General features: G+C 69.8%; 13 protein-coding genes and 1 pseudogene. 7 read left to right on the top strand and 7 right to left on the bottom strand.

What is annotated here, in order from left to right; translation table 11 throughout:
* Nucleotides 1-116: 116 nt before the first annotated feature.
* On the bottom strand, nt 117-1,838 hold the full coding sequence (locus ACXKR8_RS31650; RefSeq protein WP_458267987.1) for a purine-cytosine permease family protein: 1,722 nt from the start codon (nt 1,836-1,838) through the stop codon (nt 117-119).
* 202 nt (nt 1,839-2,040) lie between these two features.
* Between ACXKR8_RS31650 and ACXKR8_RS31645 the strand changes: the two genes are divergently transcribed.
* From ACXKR8_RS31645 to ACXKR8_RS31630, 4 genes and pseudogenes are all read left to right on the top strand, one after another.
* Nucleotides 2,041-2,712, top strand: coding sequence for a helix-turn-helix domain-containing protein (locus tag ACXKR8_RS31645; protein WP_458267986.1), 672 nt, complete (start codon nt 2,041-2,043; stop codon nt 2,710-2,712).
* Nucleotides 2,713-2,721: 9 nt separating this feature from the next.
* The gene (locus ACXKR8_RS31640; protein ID WP_458267985.1) at nt 2,722-3,966 is read left to right on the top strand and encodes an MFS transporter; all 1,245 of its coding nucleotides are present in this window, start codon (nt 2,722-2,724) and stop codon (nt 3,964-3,966) included.
* A gap of 26 nt (nt 3,967-3,992) precedes the next feature.
* Nucleotides 3,993-4,581, top strand: a pseudogene (locus ACXKR8_RS31635) (Uma2 family endonuclease).
* Between the two features lie 773 nt (nt 4,582-5,354).
* Nucleotides 5,355-5,777 (top strand): hypothetical protein, encoded by a 423-nt coding sequence (locus ACXKR8_RS31630; RefSeq protein ID WP_462099927.1) that lies wholly within the window; start codon nt 5,355-5,357, stop codon nt 5,775-5,777.
* 128 nt (nt 5,778-5,905) lie between these two features.
* Here ACXKR8_RS31630 and ACXKR8_RS31625 read toward each other — a convergent pair whose 3' ends face one another.
* The 3 genes from ACXKR8_RS31625 to ACXKR8_RS31615 all read right to left on the bottom strand — a co-directional run bounded on the left by ACXKR8_RS31625 (nt 5,906) and on the right by ACXKR8_RS31615 (nt 7,403).
* A complete protein-coding gene (locus tag ACXKR8_RS31625; protein WP_458267983.1) occupies nt 5,906-6,268 on the bottom strand; it encodes a VOC family protein in 363 nt (120 codons plus the stop codon).
* Nucleotides 6,269-6,309: 41 nt separating this feature from the next.
* Nucleotides 6,310-6,450, bottom strand: a complete 141-nt coding sequence (locus tag ACXKR8_RS31620; protein ID WP_458267982.1) for a hypothetical protein — start codon at nt 6,448-6,450, stop codon at nt 6,310-6,312.
* A gap of 230 nt (nt 6,451-6,680) precedes the next feature.
* Nucleotides 6,681-7,403 (bottom strand): GntR family transcriptional regulator, encoded by a 723-nt coding sequence (locus ACXKR8_RS31615; protein WP_458267981.1) that lies wholly within the window; start codon nt 7,401-7,403, stop codon nt 6,681-6,683.
* A gap of 471 nt (nt 7,404-7,874) precedes the next feature.
* On the opposite strand from ACXKR8_RS31615, the gene ACXKR8_RS31610 reads away from it, so the two are divergent.
* Nucleotides 7,875-8,882: a methyltransferase domain-containing protein gene (locus ACXKR8_RS31610; protein ID WP_458267980.1), complete on the top strand. Its 1,008-nt coding sequence runs from the start codon at nt 7,875-7,877 to the stop codon at nt 8,880-8,882.
* Between the two features lie 61 nt (nt 8,883-8,943).
* Here the strand turns inward: ACXKR8_RS31610 and ychF are convergent, their stop codons facing one another.
* Nucleotides 8,944-10,017: a redox-regulated ATPase YchF gene (ychF, locus tag ACXKR8_RS31605; protein ID WP_458267979.1), complete on the bottom strand. Its 1,074-nt coding sequence runs from the start codon at nt 10,015-10,017 to the stop codon at nt 8,944-8,946.
* Nucleotides 10,018-10,247: 230 nt separating this feature from the next.
* Here ychF and ACXKR8_RS31600 point away from each other — a divergent pair, with 230 nt between their 5' ends.
* On the top strand, nt 10,248-10,820 hold the full coding sequence (locus ACXKR8_RS31600) for a DUF6542 domain-containing protein (protein WP_458267978.1): 573 nt from the start codon (nt 10,248-10,250) through the stop codon (nt 10,818-10,820).
* Between the two features lie 24 nt (nt 10,821-10,844).
* Here ACXKR8_RS31600 and ppgK read toward each other — a convergent pair whose 3' ends face one another.
* Entirely contained in the window at nt 10,845-11,585 is a 741-nt protein-coding gene (gene ppgK, locus ACXKR8_RS31595; protein WP_458267977.1) for a polyphosphate--glucose phosphotransferase, read from the bottom strand.
* Between the two features lie 68 nt (nt 11,586-11,653).
* The gene (locus ACXKR8_RS31590; RefSeq protein WP_458267976.1) at nt 11,654-12,643 is read right to left on the bottom strand and encodes a 4-hydroxy-3-methylbut-2-enyl diphosphate reductase; all 990 of its coding nucleotides are present in this window, start codon (nt 12,641-12,643) and stop codon (nt 11,654-11,656) included.
* A gap of 97 nt (nt 12,644-12,740) precedes the next feature.
* Between ACXKR8_RS31590 and xseA the strand changes: the two genes are divergently transcribed.
* Nucleotides 12,741-13,952: an exodeoxyribonuclease VII large subunit gene (gene xseA / locus ACXKR8_RS31585; RefSeq protein WP_458267975.1), complete on the top strand. Its 1,212-nt coding sequence runs from the start codon at nt 12,741-12,743 to the stop codon at nt 13,950-13,952.
* Nucleotides 13,953-13,990: the final 38 nt, after the last annotated feature.

Below are 13,990 nucleotides of genomic sequence, written 5' to 3'. Positions count from 1 at the left end.
GGTGAGGGTTGGTACGTGGGGTGGTGCGGTGAGGGTTGGTACGTGGGGGTGGCGCGGTGACGGTTGGTACGTGGGGGTGGCGCGTGGAACGGTTCAGGCGTCCTGACCGCAGGTCGCTACGGTACTGACGGCACCGACGGCATCCCCAGCGGCACCGGGCCCGCGCCGCCGCCCCGGCCGCCGCCGCCCTTGGTGCAGGCGTCGTGGCAGTCGGCGTCCAGGCTGCAGCACAGCGAGCAGATGGTCCCGTCGTGGAAGGGGCAGTCGGCCGTGTCCGGGGTCTCGTAGGCGCCGTCGCAGACCACGCAGGTGTGCGTGGTGATCTCCGCGCCGGGCTCGACGCTCTCCTCGGCGGCGAGGGCGCCCGGGTTCGGCCGGGCCACGTAGTAGCGGCCCTTGGTGGCCCAGGCGATCAGCGGGCTGCAGACCATCGCCAGGGCGAGCGCGATGAACGGCGAGAACGCCTTGGCGTAGTCGCCGAAGAAGCCGTAGAAGGCGAAGATCGACACCCCCGCCGCGATGCACATCGCCCCGAAGCCGACCGGGTTGACCCCGTACAGGTAGGCGCGCTTGAACTCGATGTACTTGGGGCTGAGGCCCAGCGGCTTGTTGATCACCAGGTCGGCGGTGACCGCGCCGATCCAGGCGATGGCCACATTGGAGTAGAAGCCGAGCAGCGAGTTCAGGGCGCTGAACATGTTGAGTTCCATCAGCAGCAGCGAGATGCCGCAGTTGAGGAAGATGTACCAGACCCGGCCCGGGTGACGGTGGGTCAGCCGGGAGAAGAAGTTCGACCAGGACAGCGATCCCGAGTAGGCGTTGGTCGAGTTGATCTTCACCTGGGAGACGATGACGAACAGTCCCGCCAGCGGCAGCGCCGCCGCCCCGAACCAGGGGCGCAGCGACTCCACGTACGGGGCGATCGGCTCCAGCGCCTTGGCGTTGCCGACCACGCCGAGCGCGCTGAAGGCGAGCAGCGCGCCGCCGAGCTGCTTGGCCGCGCCGATGACGACCCAGCCGGGGCCGGCCGCGAGCACGGCGAAGTTCCAACGGCGGGAGTTCTCGGCCGTCTTCTGCGGCATGAAGCGCAGGTAGTCGGCCTGCTCGCCGATCTGGGCGATCAGCGACAGGGCGATGCCGGTGCCGAGCCCGAAGCCCATCACCGTGAAGCCGGAGCCGACCCCGTGGGTGCCGCCGAAGTGGGTGAACGCCGAGAAGGTGTGCGGGCTGTGCACGGCCAGGATGATGAACGGGACGATCAGGCCGAGGATCCACAGCGGCTGGGTCCAGGCCTGCATCTTGGCGATCCAGGCCATCCCCTTGAACACGATCGGGATCACGATCAGCGTGGTGAGCAGGTAGCCGATCGGGGTCGGGATGTGCAGGACCTGATGGAAGGCCTGCGCCATGATCGAGCCCTCGAGGGCGAAGAAGATGAAGGTGAAGCTGGCGTAGACGAGCGAGGTGAGGGTGCTGCCGAAGTAGCCGAAGCCGGAACCCCGGGTCAGCAGGTCCATGTCGACGCCATTGGCGGCACAGGCGCGGGCGATCGGGATGCCGGTCAGGAAGATGACGACGGCGGCGGCCAGGATCGCGGCGAGCGCGTTGCTGAAGCCGTAGGACATCACGATGCCGGCACCGATCGCGTAGTCCGCGAGGTAGGCGATGCCGCCGAGGGCGGTGGTGGCGACGGCGAAGGGGGACCAGCGGCGGAACGAGTGCGGCGCGTAGCGGAGTGAGTAGTCCTCAAGGGACTCGTCGGCGGCGGACTTCGCGTAGGAGCGATGGGCCTTGGGGGCCTCCGGCTGCTCCGTGGTCGTTGCTGCGGTGTCGGTCATCACGGCTCCTGGGGCTGGGAGTGGAAGTCGTGGTGCGCAGTGCGGAAAGCCCCGAGTACGACGCTGGACTCGTGGCCGACACGCTAGGTAACCCGTGTAAAGCCCGCTGTACACACGGCGTTTCCATCCGATGACATGACGCACAACAGTTCTTTCGCAATGACTCTTTCGCAAAGGTGCTTTCGAAGCTACGCTCGCTGCTGTGAGCCAGACAGAGCGTGACGACCGCACGGCGGACAGCGCCGACCCGTACTCCGACTTCCGCGGGATGACCGACGCGCGGGCGCTGCGTGCCCTCGCCCACCCGATCCGCATCGCCCTGCTGGAGGCGGTCGGCGTGAGCGGGCCGCTCACCGCGACCGAGGCGGCGCGGATCGTCGGGGGCACCGTCTCCAACGTCTCGTACCACCTGCGGACGCTGGCGAAGTACGACTACGTCGTCGAGGCGGAGGGCGGGACCGGCCGGGACCGGCCGTGGAAGATCGGCGCGGTCGGCATGAGGATCGACCCCGACAGCCCTGATCCGGCCGTGAGCCATGCCTCCCGCGCCCTGGGCGACGTCGTGTCGGAGCGCTGGCAGGGTCGGCTGCGCCACTACCGGGACCACCGCGACGAGTACCCCGAGGAGGTGCGCGCGGCGAGTGGCAGCAGCCAGTTCGTGGTCTTCGGCACAGCCGCGGAGGTCGAGCAGGCGCAGGCCGAGATCGGCAGCATCCTGATGCGGTTCACCCACCGGGTCGCGGATGCGACGGCCCGTCCGGAGGGGGCGGTTCCCTTCGAAATGCTGCTGTTCACCCACCCGTTCGAAACGGTCGTCCGCGCCGACCCCGCCGGCCCGGTTGGCCCCAACTCCGCGACTTCCCAGGAAGGGTGACCCCACGTCATGCGCGAGCTGCTCGCGATACCCCGCATGCGCCTCTACTACCTCGGCAACAGCCTCAGCGAGATCGGCGACTACGCGCTCTGGCTGGCCGCCGGGATCTGGGTCAAGGAGCTGACCGGCTCGACCTCGAAAGCGGCTCTGTGCATCCTCTGCCTGACCCTGGGCACCTTGCTGTCCCCGCTGGCCGGGTTGCTCGTCGACCGGGTCCGCCGCAAGCCGCTGATCCTGACCACCAACGCGTTGACCGGTCTGCTCGTGCTGTCGCTGACCCAGGTCCACCACGCGAGCCAGGTCTGGCTGATCTACGGCGTCATGTTCCTCTACGGACTGGCCGGCTCGATCACCGAGTCGGCCATGTCCGCGCTGCTGCCGAGGATGGTGCCCGAGGAGCTGCTCGGCTCGGCGAACGGGCTCTCCCAGGCGCTGACCCAGGGCCAGCGGCTGATCACCCCCGCGATCGGGGTCGGGCTGCTGTCCGCCTTCGGCGGCGGCACGGTGGCCGTGCTGGACGCGGCCACGTTCGCGGGCGGGCTGGTCTGCTGGGCCTTCATCAGGATCGAGGAGCAGCAGCCGACGCCCGCGGCGGCGCACTGGTGGCGGGAGACCACCGCGGGCTTCGCCTTCCTGCTGCGGACCCCCGTCCTGCGCCAGTTGACCGTCGCGCTGACCGTGGGGATCTTCGTCATGGGCTTCTTCGAGACGCTCGGCATCGCGATCGCGACCAAGGGGCTGCACCACTCCCCCTCCTGGACCGGCGTCATCGTCACGGCGATGGGCATCACCGGAATCCTCGGCGGACTCTCGGCCGGGGCCGTGCTGAACCGGCTCGGCCCGGGACGGCTGACCGCGCTCGGCCTGGCCACCGTCGGCGTCTCCGCGCTGGTGATGGCCGTGCCGATGGACGCGGTGGTCGTCCTCGGCGCCCTGCTGCTCGGGCTCGGACTGCCGTTCATCGTGGTCGGCACGATGACCGCGATGCAGCTGAACACCCCGAACGAACTGATGGGCCGGGTCTCCGGCGCCGACAACTTCGTGATCACCGCCGGCCAGTCCCTCGGCATCGCGACCGGCGCCGCCCTGATCGCCGTATGGCCGTACCGCGACCTGTGCTACCTCGCCGCGGCGGTACTCGCCCTCGCCACCGCCTACCTGGTCACCCGCCCAGAACAGCGCCGACAGCCGACACCGACCCCGTCCAGCGACTCGATATCCACCCTCGAAGGAACCCCAGCACAACACCCCTGAGCGGCCACGATCGCTAAGATCGACTCATGACCGCACTGCCCGACTGGATGCGCCCACCACGCGCAGAAGGCTGGTTCGCGGAGGACCTGGACCACCTCCCCGAGGCGCCCCGCCACACCGAGCTGATCGACGGAGCGCTCGTCTTTGTGCTGTCCCACAGACGTGCCGGCACAACCGCCTCGTCACCGCCCTGACCACCACGCTCATGGCGCAGGCGCCAGCCGGCTTCGAGGTCGAGCGGGAGATGACGATCCGCCTCGATGCCCGCAACCGCCCCGAGCCGGATCTGCTGGTGACGACGGCCAGTTTCGACGGTGACCGCACCTGGTTCGCGCCGGACGAGGTACGACTCGCCATCGAGGTGGTCTCCCCCGAGTCCGCCCACCGGGACCGCACAGTCAAGCTTCGCAAGTACGCGGAAGCCGGCATCCCGCACTACTGGTGCATCGAGAACGAGGACGGGGCACCTGTCGTCCACGTCTACGAACTCGACGAGCCGACGGCCTCCTACGCGCCCGCCGGGATCTTCAGGGTTCGCTCCACCGTCCGGTGCCCTTCGAGATCAGCCTCGACCTGCAGAAGTTCGCCCCGCCCCGACCGACCAAGTGTCAGTGACGCCTGCTTCCATGGCGTCATGAGCACTGTGCACGAGATCGCCGCCCTCCTCCCCGACCCCGCCGAACTCCGCGCTCATCTACGCGCCCTGGCCGTCCTGGACAGCACGATCGGTGGCGATCCGCAGTTCTGCTGCTACACCTTCGACTCCGCCCGGGGCCTTGGCGAGGAGGCCGCCCTGATGGAGAACGGCTCGGGGGACGACTTCTCCGTCCACTTCACCCCGGCCGGCGTACTCATCCGCGGCTTCGACCACGAGTCGGAGACAAGCCCCTACGCGACGGACGACGAGCAGGTCTGGCCCGGTGTCATCGACGACGTACCAGCGCCGCTGCGCCGACTCCTAGACGACCCGCCTTCCGCGACCAGGGCATGGACGCCCTCCGCGTCACCGCCTGCCTGTGGCGGGCGACCGGTGACGCCGCCTGGCACGCCGGCTCGACCATCGCCTTCCCGTCCGGCAACGAGGACCCGGACGGCTCCGGCTTCCTGTTCCGTCTCCTCGTCGACCGCTCCCCCGAGGCCGTCCAGACCCACTTCGAGGACTACTACGAGCGCCCCGTCCCCTCGACGCCGTCCGCCACGTCCTCGCCGGGCACCCGCTCACCCCTGCGATCACCGCGGCCCTCAACCAGGCCGTCCTCTCGGACGACGCCCTGCTCCGCAGGATCGCCGCACATCCGGAGGCCGCCTCCTACCTGGCCTGCGACGGCGAGTTCGACCTCGCCCGCACCGACCCGATCGAGCCGATCGCCCTGCCCAGCGGCCTCCCGGTGGAGCCCGTCGCCGGTTGCAACGCGGGCGGCACCCACTACCTCTGCGGCCCGGCTTTCCCCGGCGGCCCCCGCCCCGTCCTCTACACCGACTCCGAGGGCCGGGCCTCCCTGATCGCCGAGTCCCTCGCCGAGGCCCTCACCCTCGCCATCGTCCTCCCGTCCTGGCACGACGCCCTGGCCGGCTTTCGGCCCCCGGCCCTCAACTCCGACTACCTCGACGACCACCCGGACCACCCCGCCGTCCGCGACCGCCTGCTCGCCGCCCTTCAACTCCCACCGGCCGCCGACCGGGAAGTCCTGGACCGTCTCCTCGCCACCGCCGCCCGTACCGTCCCCGACGGCTTCCTCCCCTACGTTCCCGATGACGAGGACTCCGCCTTCGAGCCGATGCTCAGGCTGCTCGGAGAGCGCAGCAGGTAGGAGCCCTCACCCCTCACGCAACGCCGCGGTTATGGAGACGCCCTGACCAGCCCATGTGAGCCGCAGGCGCACCGCGGCAGCGCGAACGGCCACCCTGCGAAGCCCTCACCGAACCCCAGCGAGCGGGGTCAGTCCCGGGGTGCGAAGACGCAGAACTCATTGCCCTCGGGGTCCGCGAGAACATGCCAGTCGATGTCGTCACCGAGGGGGCGGACCACCGTGGCGCCCAGGGCGACCAACTCGTCGACGCTGCCCCATACGTCCAGGTGCATCCGGTTCTTGAGCACCTTCGCCTCCGGGACCGGGTTGATCCAGATCAGCGGCCCGGCCCCGGCCGGATCCTCGATCGGCACCGGCCACGCCGCCTCCCGCGTCTCCTCACCCCCGTGCACGGGGCGACGCTGATACCCGAGGGCGGTGCACCACCAGTCGGCCAGTCCTTGGTGGTCGACGGCGTCCAGCGCCAGGTCCTTGAAGCGGGCTGCGGACATCGAGATACCTCCTACGGACCGTCAGGAGCGGTCATCAACGGTCAGGGGCCGGTGTGAGAGCCGGAGCCCCAGTAGCGTTCGGCCTCACCCAGCAGACTCCGTGCGGCCTCACCGTATATCGCGCTCTGCCCCAGCGCCTCGAAGGCCCGCAGATGAACGGCGATGCTCTCGGCGTCCGTCAACCTGAACTCCCCGGCGAAGCCCTCGATCAGGATCAGTATTGAATCGACTCACGGCGGCCCTTCACCCGTTCCAGGAACGCGGCTTGAACAGGCTCATTGCCACCGGCCAGCATCACGCTCCACGGCTCATGCACGGTCGGACCCCCTCGACGTCGCTGCAACCGGACCTCGTCCTGTCAACCCTTCCCCACCCCGGGAAGAAGCCACACCCCACACGTCGTGTCAGGCGCTCATGGCGTGTACTCGTACCCAATGACGAAGCGGGGTGGGAGAACCCACTCCCCGTACTCCACGACGCCGTTCTCGTCACTCCATCGGTGCGCGCCGGCCAGGATCGCGGAACCCACAGGGATACCGAGTCCGGATGCCTCGCGTGCGTCGGCGGCCCGTCCGTGCATGTCGTCGCGGGCGTGCGTGATCTGTCGGCCGGTGGCTTCGAGTACCCGTGCCGTCAGTCCGGCGTTCTTCCCTGGCGACGTACTGAGCAGGTCCGGGACCAGGGCGGCGAACTGTGCGGGATACCAAGTGACGGCAAAGCACGTGCGGATAGTGCCTCGTCCACTGATCCGCTCCCGGCGCACCACCTGGTCCCCGGCGTCAAGGTCGAACAGCTCCGCCACGTAGGGAGGTGGCACAACCAGCCCTGCGGCGGTTACGCGGCTTGTCTCACCGTCCGCAAGGATGCTCTTGACCCTCTGGACTCTGGCGAGCCTGTCGCGGCTGCTGAGGCCGACGTGGGGTTCATCCGAAACGAACGTGCCCCGCGGTGTGGTGCGAATGAACCCCTCGACCTGTAGGGCTTGAAGCGCTCGGGAGACGGTTGCGGCGGCCACCTGCCACGAACCGCTGATCTCCCGGTTCGTGGGGAGCTTCGCGCCTGGCTCCAACTCACCGGACAGGATGCGCTGGCGGAAGTGATCTGCGATCACCGTAAACGTTTTCGAGCTGGCCATATGCCGCGCCTCTCCACCGATGTGACGTTTCGTCAAAGAGCACACTAGTGCACTCGGAACCGTAGCGGGAGTGCTTCGGCCACTGCCACAGTGAACTAGAGCACTGAGTGAGAGGGTGGCAAGCCGTGACGAGGATGCGCGTGTACCTGATCGACCGGGAGGCCGGTGAGCGTCGAGAGCTAACTACTCGATTGGAGAGGCCAAAATGAGCACGTCCGGTACCCCATGGACTCCGCCCCCGGAACCGCCTTCCCCGGACGGCGGACCGCCTCCCGGAGACGGAGACCACCGCAAGCCGTGAGCACCGAACCGAAGCAGGGAGGCCGCGCCAGCGACGAGTTGGCGCGGTTCCTCCTCAACGTCCGCTCCATGACGCCCGACTGGGCCGAGAGCTTCGAGTCTGTGCCCAGGTCATGGTTTCTACCGGGGCTGTACTGGTCGCACGACATGTCCACAGGAACGAACCATCCTGTGGATATCGCGACCGATCCTGACGAGTGGGAAGCTCAGGCCTGCGCCAATGTCCCGCTGATCACCCAGTGGGACGACGGAGCACACGCCGGTATCGAGCCGGGCAAGGTGCCGACCAGTTCGGCGTCCATGCCCAGCGTGGTTCTTGAGATGCTGCGCGACCTTGACGTGTCCGAGGGGATGAAGGTGCTGGAGATCGGCACGGGCACGGGTTGGAACGCGGGACTACTGACCCGGCGACTCGGCGGCGAGAACGTCGTCAGCGTGGAGATCGACCCTGACGTGTGCGTGACGGCCCGCACCACGCTGAGGGCTCACGGGCTGCACCCCGACGTGATCCGGGGGGACGGCGCGGACGGGTATGCCAAGGCAGCCCCGTACGACCGTGTCATCGCCACAGCAGGGGTGCGCAGGGTGCCCCTGGCATGGCTGCGGCAGACCCGTCCGGGCGGCGTCATCCTGGCCCCTTGGGGGACGCACTACGCCAATGACGACGCGCTGGTGAAGCTCACCGTGGGCGAGGACGGCTACGCGTCCGGACCCTTCCTGCGGCCCGTCGAGTTCATGAAGCTGCGGGATCACCGGCTGGACTGGGACCGTTTCCGTGAGCACGTCCGGGAGTATCCCGGTGATGCTGAGCGGTCATCAACCCTTCTCAGCATGGATGACCTCGGGGGCCGGTTCCACCCGGCCCGCATGGTTCTGGGCATGTGCGTCCCCCAGGTGGCCCACGTGCTCAACCCCACCGAGGGCGGCGCTACGGCGTGGTTCTTCAGCCTGCTCGGCCCGGTGTCGTGGGCTGCGGTCGAATTCCGTACCGGCGAGCCCTTCGCCACCGTGCACCAGAGCGGCCCCCGCCGACTCTGGACCGAGGTGGAGCGCACGCTCCAGTGGTGGAGTGACCAGGGACGGCCACCGCTCGAACGCTTCGGCCTCTCTGTGTCGGCCAGCGGGGAGCAACGCATCTGGCTCGCCGACCCGGACAACGTGGTCCCCCGGTTCAACTGACCCTCCCCCGGACCGCCCCGGCCTCCCGCTCCCGTGCGGGTGGTCGGGGCTCTCCCCCGTGTCAGACGTTGAAGCGGAACTCGACCACGTCGCCGTCCTGCATGATGTATTCCTTGCCCTCGATGCGGGCCTTGCCCTTGGCGCGGGCGTCGGGGATGGAGCCGCATTCGACCAGGTCGTCGTAGGAGACGATCTCGGCCTTGATGAAGCCCTTCTGGAAGTCGGTGTGGATCACGCCGGCGGCCTCCGGGGCGGTGGCGCCCTTCTTGATGGTCCAGGCGCGGACCTCCTTGGGGCCGGCCGTGAGGTAGGTCTGCAGGCCGAGGGTCTCGAAGCCGACCCGGCCGAGGGTGGCCATGCCGGCCTCCTCCTGGCCCATGGACTGGAGCAGCTCCAGGGCCTCGTCCTCGTCCATGCCGATCAGCTCGGACTCGATCTTGGCGTTGAGGAAGATGGCCTCGGCGGGGGCGACCAGGGCGCGCTGCGCCTCCTTGAAGTCCTCGTCGGTCAGCTCGTCCTCGTCCACGTTGAAGACGTAGAGGAAGGGCTTGACGGTGAGCAGGTGCAGCTCGCGGACGGAGTCGCGGTCGAAGCCGGCCTCGAAGAGGGTGGTGCCCGCCTCCAGGATCTTCTGGGCGGCCTCGGCGGCGGCCAGCAGCACCGCCGACTCCTTCTTGAGCCGGGACTCCTTCTGCAGCCGCGGGACGACCTTCTCGATGGACTGCAGGTCCGCCAGGATCAGCTCGGTGTTGATGGTCTCGATGTCGTCCTTGGGCGAGACCTTGCCGTCGACGTGCACCACGTCCGGGTCCTCGAAGGCCCGGATGACCTGGCAGATCGCGTCCGACTCGCGGATGTTCGCGAGGAACTTGTTGCCCAGGCCCTCGCCGACGCTCGCGCCGCGGACGATGCCGGCGATGTCCACGAAGTCGACCGTCGCCGGGAGGATCCGCTGCGAGCCGAAGATCTTGGCGAGGACGGCCAGGCGCGGGTCCGGCACCCCGACCACGCCGATGTTGGGCTCGATGGTCGCGAACGGGTAGTTGGCCGCCAGCACGTCGTTCTTGGTCAGGGCGTTGAAGAGCGTGGACTTGCCGACGTTCGGCAGGCCGACGATTCCGATGGAGAGCGACATGTGGCGAGATCCTGGTGGAGGAGGCAGCCCGGAGGCGTGACGGGACGACGGGAACGGCTTCCCAGTCTATAGAGCGCGCGGGGGCGACCGGGACAGCCTGGACAGCGGAAGCAGCAGGCGCGGAGCCGTCCGCCGATAGGCACACTGGGTGACAGTGGAAGTCCCCGGCGTGTCCGTGACGGCAGGTGGCGTTCATCCGACCGTACGTTGGTCTCGTGGAGTACCGACGCATGCCTGACGCGCGCACGACCGACCGCCCCGGTGTCGCGGCAGTCCCCCGGCGGACCGCAGCCGTGCCCGGACCCGCACGCTCTCCGAAGACCGGCCCCGAGCCGGAGCCCGCCACGCGCGCCCCGGAACCCCGGGCCGGCGGCGGGCAGCGGCCCGGCGCCCGGCCGACGCCGCGGGCCGGCGGCTCCAGCACCCCGCACCGGCTGACCGCCGTGGGCGGGGCGGTGGTGACGCTGGGCGCCACCCTGCTCGGCGGGGCCGCCGACTTCTGGCTGTTCGACGGCGCCGGGATCCTGATGGGCCTGGTCTATGTCGCGACCTGCTTCCAGGTCGCGGTCCGGGTCCGGGCCGCGGACCTGGCGATCGCGCCGATCTGCGGGCCGATCGCCTTCGCGGTGACCCTGGTGCTGCTGGGCTCGGCGCCCGACGGCAGCTTCCTGGGACACGTCGTCGGGCTGGCCACCTCGCTCGCCCTGCAGGCCGGCTGGCTGTTCACCGGCACGGCGGTGTCGCTGCTGATCGTCCTGGCCCGGCACATCGCGCTGAACCGGGCCAGGCGGAAGAGCTCCTGACCGACGAGGCGGCCAAGCGGCCGACTACGTCAGCTTCGAGGCGGCCATCGCCGCGCCGACGATGCCGGCGTCGTTCTGCAGCTGGGCCGGGACGATCTCCGCCCGCAGCGGCTTCAGCAGCGGCAGGAACTTGTCCGCCTTGCGGCTCACCCCGCCGCCGATGATGATCAGCTGCGGCGAGAACAGCTGCTCGATCTTGGCGAAGTAGTCGTCGAGCCGCTCGGCCCACTCCGACCAGTTCCAGTCGTGGTGCTCCTTGGCGGCGGAGGAGGCGTGCTTCTCCGCGTCCTTGCCGTGCAGCTCCATGTGGCCCAGCTCGGTGTTGGGCACCAGCGCGCCGTCGATGAACAGCGCGCTGCCGATGCCGGTGCCCAGGGTGAGCAGCAGCACCACGCCCTTGCGGCCCTTGCCCGCGCCGTAGGCGACCTCGGCCAGACCGGCCGCGTCGGCGTCGTTGACCAGGGCCACCGGCAGCTCCAGGGCCTCCGAGAACAGCGCGCGGGCGTCCAGGTCGATCCAGCCCTTGTCGACATTGGCGGCGGTACGGGTCGTCCCGTCCACCACCACGCCGGGGAAGGTCAGACCGACCGGGCCCTTCCAGTCGAAGTGCTTGACCACCTCCTGGACGGCCTGCACCACCGCTTTGGGCTCGGACGGCTGCGGGGTGAGCACCTTGTGCCGTTCCTGGGCGAGCTCGCCGCGGTCAAGGTCCGCCGGAGCGCCCTTGATCCCGGATCCACCGATGTCCACGCCGAAGACGTTCACGCTGGGATTCCCCTGTTCGTCGTTGAACTGACCTGCTGACAACGTAGGGCCTACCCCGTCCGCGTGCCTTACTTACCTGCGGCTTCGGCCTTACCCGCGGCTTCGGCCCTGAGGTCGCGGCGCAGCTCCTTGGGGAGCGAGAACAGCAGATGCTCCTCGCTGGTGCGGACCTGCTCCACGTCGGCGTAGCCGCGCTCGGCCAGCCACTCCAGCACGCCCTCGACCAGGATCTCCGGGACGGAGGCGCCGCTGGTCAGGCCGACCGTGCCGACGCCCTCCAGCCAGGCCTCGTCGATCTCGTCGGCGAAGTCCACCAGGTACGCGGCCTTGGCGCCGGCGTCCAGGGCGACCTCGACCAGCCGGACCGAGTTGGAGGAGTTGCGCGAGCCGACCACGATGACCAGGTCCGAGTCGGCGGCGATCTTCTTGATCGCGACCTGGCGGTTGGAGGTGGCGTAGCAGATGTCGTCGCTGGGCGGGCTGGTCAGCAGCGGGAAGCGCTGCTGGAGTGCGCCGACGGTGGCCATGGTCTCGTCCACCGAAAGAGTGGTCTGGGACAGCCAGACCACCTTGGACTCGTCGCGGACCTGGACGTTGGCGACGTCCTCGGCACCGTCCACCAGATGGGTGCGCTCGGGCGCCTCGCCCATGGTGCCGACGACCTCCTCATGGCCCTCGTGGCCGATGAGCAGGATGTCGTAGTCCTCCTCGGCGTAGCGCACCGCTTCCTTGTGGACCTTGGTGACCAGCGGGCAGGTCGCGTCGATGGTCGCCAGCTTGCCGCGCTTCGCCTCGTCGTGGACCGAGGGCGCGACGCCGTGCGCGGAGAAGACCACGATGGAGCCCTCGGGCACCTCCTCGGTCTCGTCGACGAAGACGGCCCCCTTCCGCTCCAGGGTCTGCACCACGTACTTGTTGTGGACGATCTCCTTGCGGACGTAGATGGGAGACCCGTACTGCTCCAGGGCCTTCTCCACAGCGATGACAGCGCGGTCGACACCCGCGCAGTAGCCGCGCGGGGCGGCGAGCAGGACACGACGGGAAGCGGTAGCAGGCATAGCGCAAGCCTACCGGCAGGCACCGCCGGCACCGGGGGTGACCGCCGACCCGGCGTCCGTACCCGTCGATGTCGGACCCCGCCGCTAGGCTCGGGGCATGGCCCTCGACAACTCGCCGGACGCCCCGATCCCGGTCGGCCGGGTCTCCCAGCTCATCGGCGGCTGGATCAGCCGCCTCGGCGCGGTCTGGGTGGAGGGGCAGATCACCGAACTGAGCCGGCGTCCCGGCGCCGGGGTGGTCTTCCTGACGCTGCGTGACACCTCCGAGAACGTCTCGCTCTCGGTCACCTGCTACCGCACGGTCTTCGACCCGGTCGCGGAGCTGGTCACCCAGGGCTCGCGGGTCGTGGTGCACGCCAAGCCCGAGTGGTACGGACCGCGCGGCACGCTGTCGCTGCGCGCCGCCGAGATCCGGCTGGTCGGCCTGGGCGATCTGCTGGCCCGGCTCGAGCTGCTGAAGCGCACCCTCGGTGCGGAGGGGCTGTTCGCCGCCGAGCGGAAGAAGCCGATGCCGTTCCTGCCGCGCTGCGTCGGGCTGGTGACCGGGCGCGCGTCCGCCGCAGAGCGCGATGTGCTGCAGAACGCGCGCCGGCGCTGGCCGGCCGTGCGCTTCGAGGTGCGCAACGTCCCGGTGCAGGGGGTGCACGCGGTGCCCGAGGTGATCGCGGCGGTGAAGGAGCTGGACGAGCACCCCGACGTGGACGTGATCATCGTCGCCCGGGGCGGCGGCAGCGTCGAGGACCTGCTGCCGTTCTCGGACGAGCAGCTGGTCCGCGCGGTCGCGGCGGCCCGGACCCCGGTGGTCAGCGCCATCGGGCACGAGCCGGACCAGCCGCTGCTGGACTATGTCGCCGACCTGCGCGCCTCCACCCCGACCGACGCCGCCAAGCGGGTCGTGCCGGACGTACGGGAGGAGCTGGCCCGGGTGCACGGGCTGCGGGACCGGGCCCGGCACGGCATCCGCGCCCGGCTGGAGCGGGAGCGCGGCGGGCTGGCCGCGGTCCGGAGCCGCCCGGTACTGGCGGCCCCGCACCGGATGGTGGACGAGCGCGCCCGGGAGCTGGCCGCGCTGCTGGACCGCTCCCGGCGGACCCTGGACCACCGGCTGGACCGGGCCGCCTCCGAGCTGTCGCACACCCTGGCCCGGGTGGTGGCGCTCTCCCCCGCGGCGACGCTCCAGCGCGGCTACGCGGTGCTCCAGCGCGAGGACGGCTCGGTGGTCCGCGACCCGGCCCAGGTCGCCCCGGGCGAGGCCCTGCGGGCCCGGGTCGCCGAAGGCGGCTTCGGCGTGACGGTGGATCAGAACTGACGCGTCCGAATTGTCAGTCGCCACCCGTAGGCTGGGCG

The sequence above is a fragment of the Streptacidiphilus sp. PAMC 29251 genome (assembly GCF_054208735.2).
Note: the sequence above shows the minus strand (reverse complement) of the source record. Positions and strands in the feature narration are given on the sequence as shown.